At 44.0% G+C, this 21,267-nt stretch carries 21 protein-coding genes; 12 read left to right on the forward strand and 9 right to left on the reverse strand.

Translation table 11 applies throughout. The features are described from left to right. The first annotated feature begins 16 nt into the window (after positions 1-16). Positions 17-1,030, forward strand: a complete 1,014-nt coding sequence (locus AR543_RS11960) for a hypothetical protein (RefSeq protein ID WP_060534665.1) — start codon at positions 17-19, stop codon at positions 1,028-1,030. A gap of 248 nt (positions 1,031-1,278) precedes the next feature. Here the strand turns inward: AR543_RS11960 and AR543_RS11965 are convergent, their stop codons facing one another. The 3 genes from AR543_RS11965 to AR543_RS11975 all read right to left on the reverse strand — a co-directional run bounded on the left by AR543_RS11965 (position 1,279) and on the right by AR543_RS11975 (position 4,260). Beyond that, on the reverse strand, positions 1,279-2,202 hold the full coding sequence (locus AR543_RS11965) for a GNAT family N-acetyltransferase (protein WP_060534667.1): 924 nt from the start codon (positions 2,200-2,202) through the stop codon (positions 1,279-1,281). Between the two features lie 27 nt (positions 2,203-2,229). Continuing rightward, positions 2,230-3,078, reverse strand: coding sequence for a copper amine oxidase N-terminal domain-containing protein (locus tag AR543_RS11970; RefSeq protein ID WP_060534669.1), 849 nt, complete (start codon positions 3,076-3,078; stop codon positions 2,230-2,232). Positions 3,079-3,321: 243 nt separating this feature from the next. Then, positions 3,322-4,260, reverse strand: a complete 939-nt coding sequence (locus tag AR543_RS11975) for a helix-turn-helix transcriptional regulator (protein WP_060534671.1) — start codon at positions 4,258-4,260, stop codon at positions 3,322-3,324. Between the two features lie 115 nt (positions 4,261-4,375). Between AR543_RS11975 and AR543_RS11980 the strand changes: the two genes are divergently transcribed. Further along, on the forward strand, positions 4,376-4,819 hold the full coding sequence (locus AR543_RS11980; RefSeq protein WP_060536757.1) for a VOC family protein: 444 nt from the start codon (positions 4,376-4,378) through the stop codon (positions 4,817-4,819). A 530-nt stretch (positions 4,820-5,349) separates the two neighbouring features. Then, positions 5,350-5,949 carry a DUF2087 domain-containing protein gene (locus AR543_RS11985; RefSeq protein ID WP_060534674.1) on the forward strand — a complete coding sequence of 200 codons (600 nt, stop codon included), beginning with the start codon at positions 5,350-5,352 and terminating at the stop codon, positions 5,947-5,949. 618 nt (positions 5,950-6,567) lie between these two features. Here the strand turns inward: AR543_RS11985 and AR543_RS11995 are convergent. Then, a complete protein-coding gene (locus AR543_RS11995; protein ID WP_060534678.1) occupies positions 6,568-7,083 on the reverse strand; it encodes a pyridoxamine 5'-phosphate oxidase family protein in 516 nt (171 codons plus the stop codon). A 276-nt stretch (positions 7,084-7,359) separates the two neighbouring features. Here AR543_RS11995 and AR543_RS12000 point away from each other — a divergent pair, with 276 nt between their 5' ends. Both AR543_RS12000 and AR543_RS12005 read left to right on the forward strand, forming a co-directional pair. Beyond that, positions 7,360-8,922: an ArnT family glycosyltransferase gene (locus AR543_RS12000; RefSeq protein ID WP_060534680.1), complete on the forward strand. Its 1,563-nt coding sequence runs from the start codon at positions 7,360-7,362 to the stop codon at positions 8,920-8,922. A 3-nt stretch (positions 8,923-8,925) separates the two neighbouring features. Beyond that, positions 8,926-9,621: a hypothetical protein gene (locus AR543_RS12005; RefSeq protein WP_060534681.1), complete on the forward strand. Its 696-nt coding sequence runs from the start codon at positions 8,926-8,928 to the stop codon at positions 9,619-9,621. Between the two features lie 183 nt (positions 9,622-9,804). Here AR543_RS12005 and AR543_RS12010 read toward each other — a convergent pair whose 3' ends face one another. Then, on the reverse strand, positions 9,805-10,794 hold the full coding sequence (locus AR543_RS12010) for a DUF4003 family protein (protein ID WP_060534683.1): 990 nt from the start codon (positions 10,792-10,794) through the stop codon (positions 9,805-9,807). A 178-nt stretch (positions 10,795-10,972) separates the two neighbouring features. Between AR543_RS12010 and AR543_RS12015 the strand changes: the two genes are divergently transcribed. The 3 genes from AR543_RS12015 (at position 10,973) to truA (ending at position 13,851) form a co-directional block, all read left to right on the forward strand. After that, entirely contained in the window at positions 10,973-11,197 is a 225-nt protein-coding gene (locus tag AR543_RS12015) for a hypothetical protein (protein WP_060534685.1), read from the forward strand. A 445-nt stretch (positions 11,198-11,642) separates the two neighbouring features. Continuing rightward, the gene (locus tag AR543_RS12020) at positions 11,643-13,004 is read left to right on the forward strand and encodes an amino acid permease (RefSeq protein WP_060534687.1); all 1,362 of its coding nucleotides are present in this window, start codon (positions 11,643-11,645) and stop codon (positions 13,002-13,004) included. Between the two features lie 97 nt (positions 13,005-13,101). Then, positions 13,102-13,851 carry a tRNA pseudouridine(38-40) synthase TruA gene (gene truA, locus AR543_RS12025; RefSeq protein ID WP_060534690.1) on the forward strand — a complete coding sequence of 250 codons (750 nt, stop codon included), beginning with the start codon at positions 13,102-13,104 and terminating at the stop codon, positions 13,849-13,851. A 62-nt stretch (positions 13,852-13,913) separates the two neighbouring features. On the opposite strand, the gene AR543_RS12030 is transcribed toward truA, so the two are convergent. Together AR543_RS12030 and AR543_RS12035 are read right to left on the reverse strand one after the other, a co-directional pair. Beyond that, complete coding sequence (locus tag AR543_RS12030) at positions 13,914-14,645, reverse strand: aminoglycoside 3'-phosphotransferase (RefSeq protein WP_060534692.1); 732 nt, start codon at positions 14,643-14,645, stop codon at positions 13,914-13,916. A 443-nt stretch (positions 14,646-15,088) separates the two neighbouring features. Next, a complete protein-coding gene (locus AR543_RS12035; protein ID WP_060534694.1) occupies positions 15,089-15,634 on the reverse strand; it encodes a TetR/AcrR family transcriptional regulator in 546 nt (181 codons plus the stop codon). Between the two features lie 190 nt (positions 15,635-15,824). On the opposite strand from AR543_RS12035, the gene AR543_RS12040 reads away from it, so the two are divergent. The 3 genes from AR543_RS12040 to AR543_RS12045 all read left to right on the forward strand — a co-directional run bounded on the left by AR543_RS12040 (position 15,825) and on the right by AR543_RS12045 (position 18,272). Further along, positions 15,825-16,865, forward strand: coding sequence for an NAD(P)-dependent alcohol dehydrogenase (locus tag AR543_RS12040; RefSeq protein WP_060534696.1), 1,041 nt, complete (start codon positions 15,825-15,827; stop codon positions 16,863-16,865). A gap of 236 nt (positions 16,866-17,101) precedes the next feature. Then, entirely contained in the window at positions 17,102-17,266 is a 165-nt protein-coding gene (locus AR543_RS24535; RefSeq protein WP_017815028.1) for a hypothetical protein, read from the forward strand. Positions 17,267-17,444: 178 nt separating this feature from the next. After that, positions 17,445-18,272, forward strand: coding sequence for a hypothetical protein (locus AR543_RS12045; protein WP_060534698.1), 828 nt, complete (start codon positions 17,445-17,447; stop codon positions 18,270-18,272). Between the two features lie 169 nt (positions 18,273-18,441). On the opposite strand, the gene AR543_RS12050 is transcribed toward AR543_RS12045, so the two are convergent. Next, on the reverse strand, positions 18,442-18,723 hold the full coding sequence (locus tag AR543_RS12050; protein ID WP_060534701.1) for a hypothetical protein: 282 nt from the start codon (positions 18,721-18,723) through the stop codon (positions 18,442-18,444). Positions 18,724-19,032: 309 nt separating this feature from the next. On the opposite strand from AR543_RS12050, the gene AR543_RS12055 reads away from it, so the two are divergent. Continuing rightward, positions 19,033-19,929 carry an SDR family oxidoreductase gene (locus AR543_RS12055; protein ID WP_060534703.1) on the forward strand — a complete coding sequence of 299 codons (897 nt, stop codon included), beginning with the start codon at positions 19,033-19,035 and terminating at the stop codon, positions 19,927-19,929. 244 nt (positions 19,930-20,173) lie between these two features. Here the strand turns inward: AR543_RS12055 and AR543_RS12065 are convergent, their stop codons facing one another. Continuing rightward, a complete protein-coding gene (locus tag AR543_RS12065; protein ID WP_060534707.1) occupies positions 20,174-21,139 on the reverse strand; it encodes a helix-turn-helix transcriptional regulator in 966 nt (321 codons plus the stop codon). Positions 21,140-21,267: the final 128 nt, after the last annotated feature.

Below are 21,267 nucleotides of genomic sequence, written 5' to 3' on the forward strand. Positions count from 1 at the left end.
GGCAGGAAAGTAAGATATGGGACAACGAGCTAATTTGGTTATTGTACATAACAATGATTACGAACTGTATTACAATCACTGGTGTGCGAGCTCCATGCCTGAAAAGGTATTCTGGGGACCTGTGCATACCAGACAGTTTATCGAAAGTCAGGAAAAAGTAAGCAAGACAGAATGGCTGGATGATATCTGGGCAGAAGGCGGAGTCGTTATGGATCTGGATCGACAATACCTGCTTTTTTACGGTGGGGAAGATATGATGTACGATATTCAGCTTCGCCAGCTATTTATACAATTGATGCATAAGGTATGGACAGGATGGCAAGTAGAATGGGCAGAAGAAGGCATTTTGGATATGGCCAATTATGTGGGTGTTTCGCCGGAATGTGTATTAAGTTCCCGCCAAGCCACAGAGCTCCGCCTGCTCGAGCCAATTGCGTCTGGCAATTTTGTGGATGGTGTAGCCAGCATCCAATTTGGCGAGGACGAACTATTACTATTTCCTCTTGGTATGGATTTCAAAGAGTATTTGTATTCCGGTTCTGAGATAATTGAACATATTGATAAAACACAGGGTTACAGCAAGATAATATGGAAGGACTGGGCATACCAAGATGAGATTCCCAACAGCGGATTCCATGTTGATAAAGTCAGCCGAACTTTGCAATTCTGGCATGCAGAAGCGATTCCCAATATTCTTGCTATTGTGAAAGAGTGTTGGCCAGGCTGGAATATTTCGCGATTTGCCAATCACTATGATTCGCAGGTTGCTGCGGCAAAAGGCAGGCTTGTTATTTTAGAGAGAGACAATGCTACCCTGCTGGAAGAATTAAAAAAGAACTTACTGAGGGAACCCAACGATCCGGTTCAACATGCAATTTCTATTGCTGAACTATTGGGTGAAAGCAGAAAAGAAGTTCAGGTGAACCCGGATATCTTCAGTCATACCGAATATCACTTATCTTTGGAAGAGAAACGCACTATTCTTGCTTATGCTCTTAAAAGTTATAGTGATTGCCGGGACAGCAGTTGATCTCTCGGTATACTGACATGTCAGCGTCATGTTCTGTAGAGATTATTTATAAAAATGGGATCAAGACAATGATATGCAGATTTTGATTCTCGGTGATAAAGTTGTCTACGTAGGCGTGTTTGATGGATTGGATGCATGGCAGGACAATCTGGATGAGTGGGGTAATTATGTCACCGGCTATAAATTGTAGCCATGCATCTGCAATCGTTGGTTAAAATAGCTATTCCATGTGCTGAGGATTACCATCTTTAACCCAGAACTATTCCGTATCGTACTTCTTCATTCATGATCTGGAAGCCAGCCGACTCGTACAGGGACAGTGCCGAATGATTATCGGTCAGTACAGTCAGGCTGGCTTTTTTGAGTGAATGACTCTGTAGATACTTGAGTCCTTCCACCAGTAAATAGCGGGCAATGCCACGTCTGCGCCATGGTTCACGCACCCAGACATCCTCAATTATTCCTTCGTCTTCTTCCTGCCAGGCCATCAGTCCGCCGATCATGGTCTGATACTCTCTTACCACCATGGCGGTCCACAGAGGTTGCTTTTTATTCTCTGCGAGTTTGTTGTTGCCAATAGGAGCTTCCGGCCAGATCTCAGCATCTATGTTCAGATATTGCTGCTCTTCTGCAGTTGTTGCCATTTTCCAATAATCGAACTGTAATTCTGAAGGCAGTGTCAGCCTGGGGAGAGGCTGGAGCAGATTCCTTTCCATATGAAAGAGGCTTTGCAGATAGGAGTAGCCTTTATCTTTGAAAAAGGAACTATTGGCAGTCTCGGACGAATGATTGCCGATACACAGCATGGTCTCATGAGTCGTCGACAGTGTTTTTTGGAGTTCGATGGCTCTGCTCAGCAGGGGCTGGTAAAGAGCTTCCAATAGGGCTGTATCAACCTCCCGTTCCGGAATCGTTTTGATATTTATATAGATAGTATGTTTGTACTCTTCGGGCTGTTGCGGGTGGATCGTACTGGTTACTTCGATTTGGCCTTTGCCAATCATGCGATTATTCTCAAAAGCACAGTATACGTTGTGCCAGTTTGGCGGTTCACCAACCCACCAGAAAACAGCGTTATCTCTGGCTGTTACTGCCTGATATAGATCACCCAGTAAAGGCATGTCCGATTCTTCAAAGCTGCGTATAGTGTACTCGGGTGATATTGATTTCATATGAATACATCTTCCTTTCGAATGAGCTTAGAGAATGGTGTTACTGATAGTTCTCATAAAACCATTTTGATCGGCAGTATCTATTAATTTGCGAATCGCTTCATTAGCCGTTTCACTAAACAAATACCATTTATCTTGATTTGCATCATAAATCAGGGATGGTGGATAATCCTTTAGCATTTCCTGCGGAAAGTCACCGACCAGAGAGTAAGTATCGTAGCGAAGCTGACTGTCTCCCTTGTCGTCGAGGAATTGGTATTCGGAATTTTTGTAGTAGGCACCCAGCGTATCGATCATATATTGCCAGGAATAGTTGGCGGGTTCAGCTACCTCTTTGCCTTTGTATTTCAGCATAATATCATAAATAGCCTGGTTATAAGCATCGCCTTTGATCTGCTGTACGATACCACCCATAGTCATATGATATTCCTGCTGCAGTGCCTTGATTGGAACACCATTAATACGCAGGGAAGGAGAATCGATAGTAACTCTGACCTTATCGTAATTGACCTTACTGCCAAATGCTTCAGAGACAAAACGAAGAGGAACAAATATCAAATTATTTTTTATGTAAGGGCTGGTATCCATAGATATGACTTTCCCATTGTTCTGGGCTACTTTGCTATCTGGTTTCAAAGTGATTGTGCTATTGCGGTTAGTCAGTGTGACTCCATAGGTGGACCATTGTACCGTAGCCGCCAGATTTTCACTGATAGTCCGCAAGGGTACCATGACATGACCATTTTTAACTTCCGGATAGGCTGCGGTTCTGATGTTCACTCCATCAACTTGAATCTGTCTGGCAGCTGCGCAGGTTGTAGAAAACGAAAGTCCCAGACAAGCCGCGACCAGGATTCCACTTATTACTTTTTTCATTGTTTGAGCTCCTTAGGTAGGGTTTGAAATAAATATAGAGTAGCACCGCATATTTACCTTTTATTGAGTATCGTATACATCATACTGTGGGTGAAGATAACAAGCGATTGGGCAACTCATTATTAAGACGTGATTTACATAAATTTGTTGCTATGTATGGATATGTTATTACGAAATAGACGACGAATGAAAAATAATTGCAATTGTATTCCAAAGCACGATCCATATTCATCAATGTAATGGTCATAACTGGTTGTAGTGATCAAGCAAGCGGTGAATCCGGTCACGGATCATTTTCTTCAATGTATCGGGCTGGACAGACTGAATATGCTGACCATAGCGAATAAAATAATCAGCGATAAATTTTTCTTCACCCGGGTTATAGAATCCACGAATCACAGTCTCCTTACCTACCTGCAGACGCATCGACGGATAATGTTCCTTGTCAAAAATATCCCTGCCCTGGGCGGTAATCGTTACTTCAAACGGAACGCTGTGGTCGGATTGCTGTCTGTCACTATATTGCTGCAGCAGATCATCCAGCGGCAGAGCCGGCAAGGAAATGTTCTCCTCTACAGCATGAATACGATCACATCGGAATATTTTGTACTGCTGCTGCTCCAGATCGATTCCGGTCGCATACCATTGCCCGAATCGTGCAGATATGCGGGCAAACTGTACCGTATAGGTTTTACGTTGCTTTCCGCGAGTATAGCTGATTTCACAGCTGCGTTCATGCAAAATACTTTTGAGAATCCGATCCAGACAGAGACTGGTATTGGTATGCGGATACGTTTCCAGCTGCAGTACTTTTTGCATATTGTGAATCTGTTCGATCTGAGTCGGAGATAGGCAATTCTCGAACTTCTCATTCAACCGATTCCCACTTAGATGAAATGGGGTAGACTGATACGCTTCCAGCGTCAGCATGGCAAAATACAAAGCATACACTTCGTCCATTGTGAAGATCATGGGCGACAGCAGCCGGTTCTTGAGAATCCCGTATCTTCCATACCGTCCATGCTCTGCGTATAAAGGCATGCCCAGCTGTTCAAGAGAGTGGATATCGCGCAGGGCTGTACTTTTGGAGATACGGTATGTACTCATCAGGTCACTAAGATTAAAAAACTCCCGCCCATTCAAATAGCGGATCATATCATTGAGCCGTTCGGATTTTTTCATAAATTTCTCCTTTTCAAAGGTGTCATATATTGAATCCTTTTTACAGGATAATAAGTTCGAAAGCAGATATCAATGATCTGTCCGAATATTAAAATGGAGGCGGTATAAGATGAGTATGACACTGGAAATTGCCATTTTTCTGTCGATGAATGGAAAAGCCAAGGAAGCGATCGACTTTTACAAACAGCATTTGGGCGCAGAGGAGCTCATGCGGGTGACCTATCAGCAGATGGCCAAGCGTGACAGCTCGATCCGGCTAACAGAGACTAACAAGGATTATATCTCCCATTCCGTGCTGCGGATCGGCAGCGCCAAGCTGATGATTGCCGAGGAGACAATGGACCCTCGCGAGAAGTACCATGCAGGCAATCATATCTCGCTATGCATTCAGAGCGCTGATCTGGTAGAGATCCGGCATTTTTACAGCAATCTGATCAGTGATGAGCGAGTGAGAATTATTTTGCCTTTGTCGGATATTGTGTTCAGCGAAGCGTACGGTATTGTAGAAGATCCGTTCGGTGTACAGCTGCAGTTGATGTATGATAAGCGGCTGGGGTGACAGACACAAATAATGATATAGTGGTTAAAAAGGATAGGTAGCGGATCAGGTTGATAACGAAATAGAACATGTATATTCCGCGCTAATGAAAGGAGAGAAAGCTATGATACTCATCATCGCCTGGTTGATTATCGGGCTACTTGCATACTTTTTCATGTATACATTCATCAAGCTGCTAAATCCTAAAACCGATAATTTCAACACAGCAGGCTGTAGCCTGTTGTTTACGGCGTTGGTGATTGCTATCCTTATACTCAATTATATGTCCTGAAGAAGATAAAACACGGATGATCTATCCGTGTTTTTTATTTGCACATAAGCGCTGAACATAATAACAATAATCGAAATCAAAATAGTATCTTTCTAGCGATAAACCTATTCACCGGGGTGCAAGATTGTAATAGCAGAACGACATTAAAGATATAAATGTTGTAGAAAAGGTTTGACTATACGATCTAATTCGATTATTATCTAATTTAAATAATATCTAATTAGATGGATGTTAAATAATGTTGAAAGGAGAACATAATATGCAGCTGGATAAAGTAGTGGCCTATCACAAGGCATTAGCCGATTCTACACGGATCAAAATGCTCATCCTGCTGGCTGAAGGAGAACTCAATGGCCAGGCACTGGCAGAAAGATTACATGTGACACCGGCTACGATTACTCACCATGCGACCAAATTAAGGGAAGCCAGTTTGATTAACGAGCGGCGGGAAAAAAATACGATTTATTTCTCGTTGAATCATTATTTCATCAAAAATAATGCACTTGCAGCCGTCAGATTAATCTATCGAACAGTGGAAGGAGGACAACCCGTTATGGATGATAGCCAGAAACAGATCGCAGCCTCGGTGATCAGGAACTTTATCGGTAAGGATGGGCGACTGAAAAGTATTCCGGCACAGCTGAAGAAAAAGTTGATTGTACTGGAACATCTGGTATCGCAGCTGGAACCGGGACGCAAGTATGAGGAAAAAGAGATCAATGAATTTATCAAATCGTTCCATGAAGATTTTGCAACGATTCGCCGGGAATTTATTATGCATCAGTTCATGTCGAGAGAAGATCAGGTGTACGAGCTGAATCCACCGGAAATGTGGGCAAGATGGGAGCAGCTGGCATAGACGGTGGGTACAAAGGAAAAACCACATCTCAAGCAAATAGCGCATTTTAGAATGGTTTCAAACAAAATATATTTGTATCCGAGTTATCATCCTATGCAGGAATCGTTTCCATAAATATGGAACTCTGTATAGGATACATACCAGCTTGTACAAGCAGAAATTGCAGATAGATATACAGTACAAATTACAAATCATAAATTGCAAACGTAGAGGAGAATGTGTATGAAAAAAGTTATCCGTATCGCTTTCCGGCAAATGGATTGCGATCAAGACTCAGTTGGAAGGCGGCAGTCAGCTTCTGCTGGTGAACCTGAGGCAGCAAAAGCATAAAACTATTAATGATATTACCAGTCATATGAAATATGTAGAAAGTGTTAATACCTATAGCTGGTCGCCTGCTGGAGACCAGCTGGCATTTGCTTATGGAGATTCGTCGATGGGCCGGATTGCCATTTATTTATGAAGAGGAAACGTCAAAAAACCACCACTTATCCACACTCGGATAAATGGTGGTTTTTTTATACGATTCCGCATAATTGACTAATCGACTGCTGTCATCGAAGTGACTTGCTGCTATCTATCGAGTAAACAGCCGGCTAGGCATATCTGTTGGACTAATTAAGATTGATTCGGCGCCTGAGTGAGATCTACGGTCTCGTTCAGACCTGGCTCGGATCTGGGATCGGAGTTTTTGCCGACGGCTTTTTTGAGCAGATGGGTGACCATCTTGGCAGCGCTGCCGCTTTCCCAGTATTCGGCAGTTTCGGTATGAATCCGGATCAGTACCAGATTCGGATCATCGTAGGATACATCCAGAATCTTCTCGTACATTTTGTTCCACATTTCTTTTTTGCGTTCCAGATCGTTGACGAATTCAGCGGTACCGCTGATCGATACATAGGATTTGCCGGCATAGGCTACATTTACACGAGGGTCTGCGAGCAGCTCCGTATATTTGGAAGTATCCTTTTTGGTCAAAAACCACAGGTCTCCGTCAAATTCGATATCCTGGGTTTGCATCGGACGTGATACCAGACGATCCCCGGAAATGGTTGTAAGCATCGCTGTCTCGATATCCTTGATTAGTTCGCGGACCGTTTCGACGGCTTCAGCATGAGTAACAGGTTCGGACATAATAGATTCCACCTTTCATCAAGCGGTTAGTTTTCCAGCAGAACTGGAAATCAATAAAAACGTTAATGCTACCTATTAAACAGAGTGTCTGATCGGTAAACCGAAAGAGTGTTGCAGGATGTGTCGGCTTTTTTAATAATTTATTCATATTCACCATTTATAATACGGAAACAGATTGTATCTGCGAGAATATATATCCCATGCGGTATGTATAGCATCAGTATTTTAAATCCTTTTTCTTATATTCTTATTACAAGGCCGCAAAGGAGTTTTGACATGCAGAGAGTTATCCAAAATGCCATTTATGGTATTCTTGCCGCTTTTATGGCACTGTTTATCGGTTCATCCTTATTTTTGAGGGCGGAATATAATTACGTCGTGTACAGTGATAAGCCTGTTTTGCACCAGCAGCATCTGCTTATTCTGGCATTGCTGGTCATTTTGTTAGTGATCGCCAGTCTGGTAGTATACAGACTCTGTCTGAAACTGGATCGGTATCGTCCGCAGGTAGTCATTCCGTTCATCCTGGGAATTTCTTTGGCGATTCAGCTGGCGATTATTTTCCTGCTGCCGCGTCTGCCGACTGATGATTCACAGACGGTCGTATCGCTGGCTTTGCAGATGCTGAACAAGGGAGACTATTCCACCTTCCAGTCAGGTGGATATTTGTACATGTTTCCGTTTAACTTTTCTACGGTGCTGTATATCAAGTTACTTCTATGGATATTCCCGGATAACTATCTGGTTCTGAAAATATTCAATATCCTGTTTACTCTGGTAACGACGCTGATGATCTATTTGATCTACAAGCAGCTGAATAGCCGCTCCATGAGCAGGGATTACGGCGTACTGGTATTCGCAGCGACGTATATCCCTGCGCTGCTGATGAGCAACTTTATCTATAACGATGTGATTGCGACGACACTGCTGACAGCTGCATTGTATGCAGTTATCCGATTTGTAAAAACGCGGTCGATCCGTTATATCGTACTGGCAGCGATTCTGCTGGCACTTGGGAATTATTTTAGAAGTATCGGCATCATTTTCCTGATTGCTGTCATTATCTATATGCTGCTGAACAAGCGGGATATAGGCTGGAGACGGCTGCTAATCTCGCTTGGAATCATGGTGGCACTGTTCAATGTACCGGGCTGGACACAAAATGCAGCTCTGCAGGCATCCGGCGTAGTCAGTGAACCGACCAGTACCCATTCAGCACCAGTCTATATGTGGCTGAATATGGGGATGAATCAGAGTACATTCGGATTCTGGGACAATATGCTGAGCTATACTATTTACCAGCGTGAAGCAGGATATAACAAGGCAGAGAGCATTCCGCTATTCCAGCAGGCGATCCGGGACAAGCTGTCCAGTATGACACCGGGTGAACTGGCAGAGCTGTATTACAAAAAGCTGATCTGGACCTGGGCCGAAGGTACGTATCAGATTGAACGTTACGGAATCGGCAATGAACGATCTGCAGGTGGCGGGATGGGATTTGTTATGGGCGGATATAGCTATTCGACCGTAGCTACGCAGCTATTTGCCGGCAATTCGGTATATCGCAGCGGCCTGATGTGGGTGCTGTATGCAATGAATTTCCTGATGTATATTTTTGTACTGGTGCGCTTGATCGGAGCTATACGCACAAGACGGTATGATGAAGTAGCGCTGGTATTGGTGATTCTAGGATTTATAGGATTCTATCTGTTATGGGAGATCAAGTCCCGTTATATTTATCCGGTCTATCCGCTGCTTATCATCCTGTCCTATATAGGCTTCAAGGATGTCTATCAGGGTTTATCCCGGTATATCCCATTTCTCGGAAAGGGTGATTGATTGATGAGGCACAAAACATATGCATTATGCTGGTCTGCTGCACTGCTATCCGGGGCTATCCTGCTGAGTGGATGTGATGTAATCACCGCCCAGAATATTCCTGCCAACGGCGGTTCAGGAATGAATGGAGGCGGAATGGGCATGAACGGTGGCCCAGGCCGAAATGGCAGTTCCATGCGTGGCATGATGAACGCGGATATCATCGGTAAAGTCATATCGGTGAACGGAAATATGCTCAATATCGAGTTAATGGAACAAAGCCGCAACGGTACAAAATCGGAAGCATCCGCTGGTCAAACCCGTACAGACACAAAGGGTTCATCCACTGCCGATTCGTCTACTTCTGCTCCGAGGCCAGACCGTAATAGCTTGCCAGATAAAAATGGCAGTTCTGATGCAGAACGCAGCACAACCGGAACCCCTCAGCAGTCTCCAGGTAGAGATGGCGGAGGCCCAGAGCTGAACAGTACTGGTGAAAAGAAAACGCTCAAAGTCAGCGAAGAAGTACAGATCTCCGAGGGACCCGGTATGATGCCGCAGATGAGTACCAAGCCATCTACATCTGCAACCGATCCTACCAACCCTGCCAATCCGATCGCGGGTTCCGAACTCCAACTATCCGATCTGAAAGCTGGCGAGACAGTAATGATCTGGTATAAGCAGAACACCGAAACGGTAGAACGAATTACAGTGATGTAGAGCATTGAGTGTCTGCTCTAGTATGTCTATCATCCAGCGATGCAAACACATCTTGCTGGATTACCTGATAAACTACAAGCAAATAGGTTGTAAAACAAACAGGAACGTCTGATAGGGATCAGCGTTCCTGTTTGTTATTTTCATATATGGATCCTGTGATACAGTTTGGCATGGGGTGTTTGTTTAACCTGAAGCAGCCGCAGAAGAAGCAGCACCAGCTGTTATAGCTACAATCATTGCAGTTTGCTGCGCAATAATAATATTCGTAATATTGGTGGTCAGATTCGAGGTCAGTACATCTTGACGAGCTTCATTAATATAACGGGAAGCCACCAGTGCAGCTGTATAAAGCAGTCGCTGCTCTTTGTTAAGCGACCAGCGATTAAAGCCTTTTTGGTTATGTAAATAAGCATATATCTCGGCAATATCATTGACCACCACTTGGGTATCTACCGGCAGTAGAGCGAGTACGCCAAGAGAGGAGAGCGTGTACTGCTTATCCATACGCAAATCCCGATCTTTCAGTGATTCTCGCAGCAGCAACAGGCGATCCAGCGTATCACGGCTCTCACCGCCAAGCACCAATACCTGTGTCAGTGACTGCAGGCCATTACTGTTGCGGAATTCAGGTTTGAGCCACTGATGCAGCTGCTCCATACGCTCCACTCCAATAGCCGGATCAATATCCGACAAACCCAGCATCGCGGCAAAAATATAATCATCCCGATTGGTCAGGAACCGGTGATGCTGCTTCATTCCTTCGTAAAAATCTTTCATTCGTTCCATCGTATGTATATGCTGATTGGGCGTGGTATTGGCAGCTATCTCATAGGCAGCGATCACCAGATACTCGGATGCTTTGAATCCATTCTGCTTGAGCTGTTCGTAAATGGATAAAGTATGCTTCAGCTGCATTTCCTGATCTTCGCATAATGAAAGCATCGACGAAATAGCGATTGCAGCCAGATTGCGGAACATGGAGAACCGATTGGTATTTTCCTTGAGCATATTGTAGCTCTGTCGAATCGCTTTTGCCGGAGCTTCTTTACCTTCAAGTGCATACAATAGAGCAGCGAGTCGGCTAACATTAACATTCTGCCAGGGGAATTCTTTTTTGATATTTTGCATATTTACAGTTAATAATTCAAGCGTGATCTGATCCTGTGCATTCATAATTGGCACCCCTTTATGGTAAACTAAAGATCAATTGGAGCTTTATTATAATGTTACCATACTATGGAGTCAGAATCTTCCGCACCTGACAAAGAGTCGTTTTCATAAAGTTACCAGCAGTGCGTTGCATAACAAATCAAAAGTCCATGTCGCTATTCTATTGAAAAGGAGCTCTTTTATGAAAACCGAAAAATGCGATCAACAGCAGCTTGAGCAGACGGAAAGCCATGAAGTGACATCATTTAACAGTGTTACGGAGCATTATCATACTGTAGTCGGTGTTCCTCGTCACTCGGTAGAGATGTCTACTATCCCGGCACCGATTCGCTGGTTTGGCTACTTTGGATTTGGAGGAATTGTCGTAGGAGCGGTTACAATGATCATCGTTGCCTTTTTCCATTAAAACAGGAACGAAACAAACCAGAATAGATTAAAGCGCTTTATCTATAATGTCACAATTTGTTCACAATGTCCGTCTATAATGGACATTGTGTTTTTATTTGGTATTCTAATTATTTGGATATAAATAAAAAGCGGTTTATACGAGAACATGCCGGATTGGATTTACATATACATCCAGTAAAAGAAATCGATAAAGATACATCCTGTATAAAATTAAGTACATAAATAACAACATCGTTAGACAAATAACAGATAGACAAAATATTCGATTTGTCCACGTGACATAGACACTGTGTTCTGTAAAAGATCAAAATGCGCTTTCACCTGTGATCTGGCCTATTGAAATTACATCTTATGTTACATTACAATGTGGCAATGCGATTCTGTATTGCATTAACGCGTTTACAATTAGGGCTATTTTAAGCATGGTAAAGGGGCGTTTTTCGTTGGAAGCCAAACAATTGAACAGAGGACTAAAAGCAAGACATATTGAATTGATTGCACTCGGGGGAACAATTGGTGTAGGGCTGTTCATGGGGTCGGCGAGTACGATTCAATGGGCCGGACCTTCCGTTTTGCTGGCTTATCTGCTGGCAGGCATCATCATGTTATTTGTGATGCGGATGATGGGCGAAATGCTGATTATGGAGCCGGTAACCGGTTCATTTGCAACATTTGCCCATAAATATATCAGCCCGCTGGCCGGGTTTGTCACTGCGTGGAGCTACTGGTTCCTGTGGGTAACTGTCGGAATGGCAGAAGTCACTGCTATCGGTATCTATGTGGGATACTGGTTTCCTGATATTCCGCAATGGCTGCCGGCACTGGCAGGCGTAGGGATTATTGCAGCAGCCAATCTGGCCGCGGTCAAATTCTACGGTGAATTTGAATTCTGGTTTGCCATGATCAAGATTGTAGCTATTGTATTCATGCTGATTCTGGGCACCGGGATGATATTTTTTGGACTTGGTAATGGCGGCGAACCGATCGGATTGTCAAATTTATACAGTCATGGCGGTTTCTTTGCTGGCGGGCTCAAAGGATTTCTGTTTGCGCTCTGTATTGTCACGGCAGCTTATCAGGGGATAGAGATGATCGGAATTACTGCAGGTGAAGCCGAGAATCCAAAAGAAACCCTGCGTAAATCAATAAAAAATATTATCTGGCGTATCCTTATTTTCTATGCAGGTGCCATTTTTATTATCGTAACGATTTATCCATGGAATGAAGTAGGACAAAATGGCAGCCCATTTGTACTTACATTTGCCAAGGTAGGTATCGTGGCAGCAGCAGGGATTATTAACTTTGTAGTGCTGACGGCTGCGATGTCAGGCTGCAACAGCGGTATTTACAGTGCAGGACGGATGTTGTACACTCTCGCCCAGAATGGGCAGGCACCGAAGTTCTTTGGTAAAGTATCCAAAAGCGGCGTACCGCGCAACAGTATTCTGACGACTATTGCACTACTGCTGATTGGGGTATTGTTCAACTACCTGTTCCCGGATTCCAAACTATTCCTCTATATTTATAGCGCGAGTATTTTGCCGGGCATGGTGCCATGGTTTGCTATGGCATTCAGTCAATTCCGCTTCCGCAAGCAGTGGAAAGAGCAGATGCAGGAGCATCGTTTCAAATCGCTGTTTTTCCCGGTGAGTAACTATATCGTGATTATTTTCCTGGCATTGGTGCTGGTTGGCATGTGGTTCAATCCGGATACCAATATGTCGCTGATTGTAGGAGCAGTATTTATCGGCATCGTGATTATAGGATATTACGTATTTGGTATTGGCAAAAGGCAGATAGGCTGAACAGACAGCTTATGGTACAGTTAGAAGACAGGGGACAAGCAGGATTCTCCCTTTTTCTATAGTAGGCAGTACAGCCAATTTGCCATAAGGAGCCAATATGAATAACTACAAATTAACGATCCAATACGACGGTGACCGCTACAAAGGGTGGCAGCGTCTGGGTGATAGCGATAATACGATACAAGGCAAGATCGAGAAAGCGATCTCTGTACTGACCGGAGAAGAGATCGAAATTATCGGCTCTAGCCGTACAGATGCAGGTGTACATGCACTGATGCAGGTCGCCAACTTCAAGACCCGTCAGGAGCTGACCGAAGAGCGCATTATGAGCTTTTTGAATCATTATCTGCCGCCGGATATCAGCATTATCCGGGTAGAGCAGGTAGATGAGCAGTTTCATGCCCGTTTTCATGCGACAGACAAGACCTATTTGTACAAAGTATGGAACCGTGCGTACAGTCATCCTTTTATGCGCAAATACAGCATGCATGTGGTGAAGCCGCTGGATATTACGCGTATGCGTCAAGGAGCGGTCCATTTTATCGGTGAGCATGATTTTACTGCTTATGCGAATGCCAAGTCCAAGAAAAAGGATTCGGTCCGTACAATCCATGCGCTGGATATACAGGAAAAGGACGGGTTTATCGAATTTCGGGTGAGCGGTAACGGTTTCCTGTACAATATGGTTCGCAAAATGGTTGGTACGCTGATTGCAGTAGGTCTTGGAGAAAAGAAAGCAGAGGAAATCCCCGGCATCATTCTGTCCAAAGAACGCCTGCAGACCGGCGGCATGGCAGAAGCTGAAGGTTTGTACCTGGAAGAGATCCGTTTCAAACAGCAAAAATAATATGCAAAAAACCGCAGATCCGTATTCTGCGGTTTTTTTGTGTTATGAATCAGCGTGCAATATTATTCTGTCCAGTCCACCAGTTGGCTGAAATAATGCACACCATCCATATTCACATCATCTTTTCCATAAGCCTCCATGAATATATCATGATACTGCTCGGTGTCCAGATTGTACTTGAGTGTCCATAATCCCCAGTAAATATCATAATTGCGATCTCCGATACCACCGTAACCACTATCAATAAATCCGCGTAAATGATAATTCTCCATAATCACATTAGGCAGACAATAATCTCCATGAATAATTACATTATCGATAGGTACATAGTTTGGTTCTTCCAATAAAGAAGCTGGGATACCACTGTCTATTGCTTCCTGACGAATCTCTGCACTTCTGCCGGGATATGGACACCCGGTCAGAGGCAGCTCATGCAGCCTGCGCAGATGCCGGCCAAATGCAGCAGCCAGCTGCTCGGGATCGTTGATATGATGGCGATCGACACCGTCTGCTCCCTGAACCGCTGCCGTTAATAAATAATCATGAGTGTCATCACTTATATACTTTATTACGCGTGGAGCCATCTGATGAGCATGCAGAAATTCAGTCATGCGATATTCCCGTTCCAGTGTTCCTTTGGCACTGATTTTGAGGAATAAGGAAGGAGCGCCGTCAATAAAAAGCGTTCTGGCATTCTCGGAAGAACTGCTATCGTAAATAGGAGCGTCGTTCATATAGGATTGCAAGGATATAGGGAGCTGGCTGGTATCGTATGTAATCAGTGTTTTTCTCATTTATACATATCTCCTTTTTAATTGTTATAAGGTGTCGGTCTAAACTTAGGCTGCTGCATATAAATTGCTATTCTCGTTACTTTCAAGGTGATAAATAATCAACAATTTAGGCGAATATATTCAGTAATCAACATAATAAACAAAACTGACAATGGTCAACTCTGGTCAGCCTTCTATAATAATAAATATGTGTTGAGTAATACACGATAACAAGTAACTTTAAGAAGCGAGTGAGGAGTATAAAAATGACCAGCTCCAATCGATTACTACTCTTATTCTTACATTCGATCTTTCGGTGTTGTTAATACGGAGATGGGCGTGATTGGCATGTTGCCCTGCATTGCCGAACATTTACAGGTCAGTATCTCCAGAGCTGGATGGAGTTACGATAATGATTCAAAATGCCAAGGTCAATCCTGCTTTGGAAGCATCCAGATCAACAGTTATACAATGCGTTCCAGCAGCTCGCCTACTTTGTCGGCCATAATACGAGGGGGATAGGGCATACCGTTTTTAAGCCACCACTCGACGATCCCTACGTAACCATTAGCGACAAACTGCACAACGATTTCTTCGTTCTGACCATCGTTTTTGCCAGAAGTAATATCTACGTCATTTCGGAATTCCTCGATATTAAATTGGAGAAACCGACTGCGGAAATAGACAGCACCTTCACTGGCGAGCATTGTGGAAAAGAATTTGTAGTTGCTTTCAAAATATTCCATGCAATGAACTGTGGATTCGATAAAATCCATATCGGCAGCAGAATCGCAAAAGTCTCCCAAATTTTGAATATGCTCTTCCATGATCTTGTCGAGCAAGTCGAATTTATCCATATAATGCAAATAAATAGTGCCCCGATTCACATTGGCGCGATCAGCGATATCCTGAATACTGATATTATCGAAGCTTTTTTCACCCATTAGTTCAATTAGCGCATTTTTGATAGCGGTCTGGCTTTTGGTTATTCTTCGGTCTACTTTGTTCATCGTTTATTCACCCGGCCTTTCAAAAGATAATTAACAGTTTTGCGCAATTTGTTGATTATTCAACAAATTGATTCCATTTAACTATTGTGGATCAGGGTCTGTTATATATAATTATTAACAGATGTTGATTAATCAATCAATGATGATTATCAGCAGTATAATAAGCATAGAGGCATAGGAGGTTTTATTCATGGTTACAGCCAAAGTAAGAGCAGTCGATGGAGCGGACCAGCCGTTCCAGGCGATGACTATTGAACGTCGCGATCTGGATACCCAGGACGTACTGATTGAGATTAAATTTGCAGGCATTTGCCATTCCGATATTCATACTGCACGTGGAGAATGGGGACCGGTTAATTATCCGCTCGTTCCTGGACATGAGATTGCCGGTATCGTAACAGCTGTTGGTTCCGAAGTGACCAAGTACAAAATTGGTGACCGTGTTGGCGTCGGTTGTATGGTCGATTCCTGCCGCGAATGCGCGAACTGCAAAAAAGGCGAAGAACAATACTGTCATAAAGGCAATGTACCTACGTATGCGGGTGTAGATAAATATGGTCAACCTACCCAGGGCGGCTACGCTTCCCATATTGTCGTTACCGAAGACTTTGTACTGGGTATTCCGGACAATATCAGTCTGGAGCATGCAGCTCCTCTGCTATGTGCAGGTATTACTACGTATTCCCCACTGCGCACGTGGAATGCAGGTCCTGGCAAAAAGGTAGCGGTTGTTGGTCTGGGCGGTCTGGGCCATATGGCCGTCAAGATTGCTCATGCTATGGGTTCGGAAGTTACTGTACTTTCCCAATCCCTGAGCAAAAAAGACGATGGACTGAAATTTGGTGCAGATCACTATTATGCGACCAGCAATCCGGAGACTTTCCAGAATCTTGCCGGTACCTTTGACCTGATTATCAACACGGTCAGTGCCAAAATCGATATCGATGCCTATATCTCGCTGCTCGCGCTCGATGGCACGATTGTCAATGTGGGTGCGCCTGCCGAGCCGTTGTCACTCAACGTATTCTCGCTGATCAGTCAGCGTCGTTCCTTTGCTGGATCGATGATTGGCGGCATCCGGGAAACACAGGAAATGCTGGACTTCTGTGCCGAGCATAATATTGTTCCCGAGATCGAGATTATTTCTGCGGATCAGATTGATGAAGCATATGAGCGTGTACTGGCTTCCGATGTACGCTATCGCTTTGTTATTGATACCAGCACCCTGTAAGCTATAGCTGATTAAGTTACAGTTAATATCTTGTTTACCGGTGCAATTGAAATAAAGCAGCTAGACAGTATCCGATCAAGCAGGACTTCTATTTATAGGAGTCCTGCTTTTTTTGTGGAAATTTTAGATATTCATGATTACAAAGCGATTCACGAGTAACAAATGGGTGTAATAAATCTCAAATTTGATTTACCAACTAAGCTAAGGCCTCAGGCCCAAAAGGGAGCGAACCAATCATGAATGAAAATCGTAATGTGGATGTGGATAAAAGAGAGGTACGGGTAGAGCGCAGATCCGACTCCGGTATGGTAGCATCGACGTTTATCAAATATGCAGCCTATATTATTATTCTCGGTCTGGTACTGTGGTTCCTGATCAAATATATTCTGCCTATGTTCTGATCTACAGGAATCTGAAGAAGTATTCTGCTGACTATAAGCGAATAGATAATGATGTCGCTGACACTCTATAACTCTTTTATACTGTAAAAGCCTTTCGGACACGATACCGGAAGGCTTTTTTGAGTAGGCTGAATACACATGCTACAATAAAAGGATTGAAAGATAAAGGAGTGTATATATGTATATTTCCGAAGAATATATTCGTGCTTTTCCAGAATATGAAGAGGTATTCGCAGAAGATATCGAGCGGCATCGTCGACATTTTTTACCGCTTTGTTCGATTAATCTGAAATGTCTTTTTCCGGAAAAGGATCAGTGGGTTCATTTTGTATCGTTCAAAGAAATCTACGAAGGTAATGTGGGTCAGATGACTTCTTCATTCCATACGGAATGGCTGCGTGAAGATACGGTTGCTTTTGAGGTGATCGGCGGCAAATACAAATTTGCCGGGGACTGGAATTATTTTCTGATTGAACAGGAAGAGCAGGTCAATGCCGAGTACGACCAACTCAAAGCGGCTGGTGACAAGCAATATCTCAAGCTGAAAAAAGTCAAAAATCAGATAGATGCCCTGAAGACGGTCTATACCGAGAATGAGCAGGACTATGAAGCGAGAAAGCAATTTTATAAACAGCACCAAAAAGTTCATCCGTATTCATCCGATGAGCCGATGCAATCTGTGCAAGAAGTGGTGAACTCCATGCAATCCTATCGGGACAAGGGATGGGGAATCGATTATCCCGAAATTAACGGACTGCTAGACGATCTGGATCTGCGCTCCGAACATATGCAAAAGATGTTTCTGGAGCATAGTGATTCAGAGGAAGAATATCGTACTTTTGAGTCTACCAATCTGCTGTATGTGCCGCAACGTCCGGATGGTAGCGTCTTTCTGTATATTGGAGCACTCACCGGTTATTATTTTCAGGCTTATGGAGCGGATGGGCTGTATTTGTTTTATGAGGAATCTCTGCAAAAAGCAGTAATCTGTCTGGAGTATACCTGATTAATCACCCGCATAACAAAATGCAATTCAAATACCGGAGCCGAATTACCTGACTATACAGGCAATTCGGCTCCAGTATTTTTCATGGTGTGCTGCAATATTAACTCGTTCTAAATGACCTATGTAAAATACATATACTTGCTATACATATAACTGCTGCATACACATTTTAACTCTGCTCAAGTTTCTCGATCTTACGGTAATCGCGCCATAGCCGTCCGATGACCAGACATAAAGGGACCAGTAAAAAAAGCTGCAAAGGCGATTTCCACCAGAAAGACAGAAAAATCAGACAGGCAGCAATAGGAAGCCCGACACCCAATACAATATTCGAATGCCGGATACCACGTTTGTCCAGTTTGCCTATCAGATAACGTGCAGCAAAAATAGCAATTAGTGCATAAACAATAATAGCAATAGAGAATATAACAAAACCAGTAAGCAGGTACATAGCTGTGTTCTCCCATCATTTTTTTTCTGTTACGAGCAGGATGTTTATAGTATACCTTTCTAAATATCCAATAAATCCCATATTTCCTATCGTACCATAAACAAAATCACAATACATCCTTGTATTAACTTGATTGTATACGTTCTCATTAGATAGCCGATATACAGGCAAGTACACGTATTTGTACCAAAATGCACAACGCTCCGTTTAACGAAGTGCCATGACGGTTACATAAAAAGAGTTGAGAGATTTTATAAATGATGCTATTTAAAGTAACTTATTCACACCATTCAGAGGAGGAATTATATCATGGCCGATCAATACACAATGCAAGATCCAACTACACAGTATCCGAAAGCTGGACCGGAGTATCAACAACAGCAGCCGGAACCGGGACTGCAGAAAGACATGACACCTGTTCCTGATTCGGGAGAAACCAGTTACCGTGGTACAGGTCGTCTGACCGGACGCAAAGCCGTTGTAACCGGTGCAGACAGCGGTATCGGGCGCGCGGCAGCTATTGCGTATGCCCGCGAAGGAGCAGACGTGGTACTATCCTATCTGCCGGAAGAAGAAGCTGACGCACAGGAAGTAGTCAAGCTGATCGAAGAAGCAGGACGCAAAGCCGTTACTGTACCAGGAGATCTCAAAGACGAGCAGTACTGCGTACAACTCATCGAGACTGCTGTCAAAGAACTCGGCGGTATTGATATTCTGGCGAATGTAGCTGGTAAGCAGCAGTTCGTACCGGAAATCGCTGATCTGACAACCGAGCAATTTGATCATACGTTCAAAACCAATGTATATTCTCTGTTCTGGTTGTGCAAAGCAGCAATCAAGCATATGAAGCCAGGCAGCAGCATTATTAATACATCGTCGATTCAGGCTTATAATCCTTCACCAATCCTGCTGGATTATGCGACAACCAAGTCTGCAATCAACACATTCAGTAAAGCACTGGCTCAACAGGTTGCTGAAAAAGGTATCCGTGTCAACGTAGTGGCACCGGGTCCAATCTGGACACCACTGCAGGTAGTTGGCGGACAGCCGGAAGAAGCACTCAAAGACTTTGGTTCCCAAACGCCGCTGGCACGTCCGGGTCAACCGGTAGAGATGGCTCCAGCCTACGTATTCCTGGCCAGTCAGGAATCCAGCTACGTAAGTGGTGAGACACTCAATGCCAATGGCGGTACACCAACTCCATAAGCAGAGTATGGCGAATATCCGAATATATTGTGAAAATATTTTAAAAAAAGCCGGGAAGATCCTTTGGGATTTTCCCGGCTTTTGGCTGTTCTATACTAATCTGAACGATATCCAGCCTGCAAAATTCAGTTTGATAAAAGTATCAGTACAGTAGTATTTTCTGGTCGCTACACCAACCTTTCTTTATCATAATATGACAACTCTTTAATTTCGAACTAAGGGTCAGAGAGAGTACAGCATTTTATCAAAAATTGTAGTTTGCCTGAATAGAGGCTGCCTGCAGCACAATATGCTGCCGCAATTCTTCCGGCGACAGTACAATAGCCGAACCGCCACAGCCGAGCATCATGCTGCAAGCATGTTCCAGCGTGGCAAATTGAACATCGAGCTCATACCAGTCTGATTGGTCGGCACAGGGCTGAACAGCGTCAATTCGGATATAGCGTTCCTTTTCCAGTTGAGGCAGAATAGTTGTACATACCCGAATACGGGCAGGATACCGGGGTAGACTGTTTTTGAACTGGCGGGTAGATTGCTCCCAGTACTCCTGCAGATTAAAATCGGACGGGGGAGTGAAATGCTGCTCCAGCATGATCGCTTCCGCGATATTGGATACCCGGTAAGTTCGCATTTCCTGTCCGGGATCATCCACCCGAGCAATAACGTACCAGACCGAACGCTTGGCGACCAGTCCGAGCGGACACAGTATGCGCTCGGCCATTTCATTATTTCTCTGATAGCGGATCTTCAGCTTTTGTTCGGTAAATAATGCTTCCTGAATCGTCATCAGCTGTGACAGCGTATCGTTATGTTCATGCCAGCCCGCACCGTCGATATGGATTTTGGAACGGATCATTCGGGCAGTCTGTGCAGCATTGGCAGGCAGGGCAGCCAGCAGCTTTTGCAGGGCATCGTCAAAATATTGCTGGATACCCAGATCAGCGAGCAGCTGCGGATGGGAAGACAGCAGTAGGGAACCCAGTTCTTCCGGCTTGATACCGGTTAACCGGGTACGGTACCCCTCAGTCAGCTTCCAGCCTCCCTGACTGCCGCGTTCGGCATAGACCGGTATGCCCGAAGTGCTGAGAGCGTCCATATCCCGTACAATAGTACGAGCAGAGACTTCCAACGTTTTTGACAGCTGCCGGGTAGTCATTTGCCCTTCATTTTGCAAAAGTAACAGTATGCGCAGCAGACGATCGGCTCTCATCTTTTGTTTCTCCTTTCCAGGTACATAAATGGGTTGCCTGATCGGTTCGGCAAGTAGAGGGAAATCAGGCTATTCGCTACTATTATATAAGACACAAGATGACATATATAGCCGGTATGCTAAAAGCG

Origin of the sequence: Paenibacillus bovis (assembly GCF_001421015.2) — a bacterium.
GTDB classification, from domain to species: Bacteria; Bacillota; Bacilli; order Paenibacillales; family Paenibacillaceae; genus Saccharibacillus; species Saccharibacillus bovis.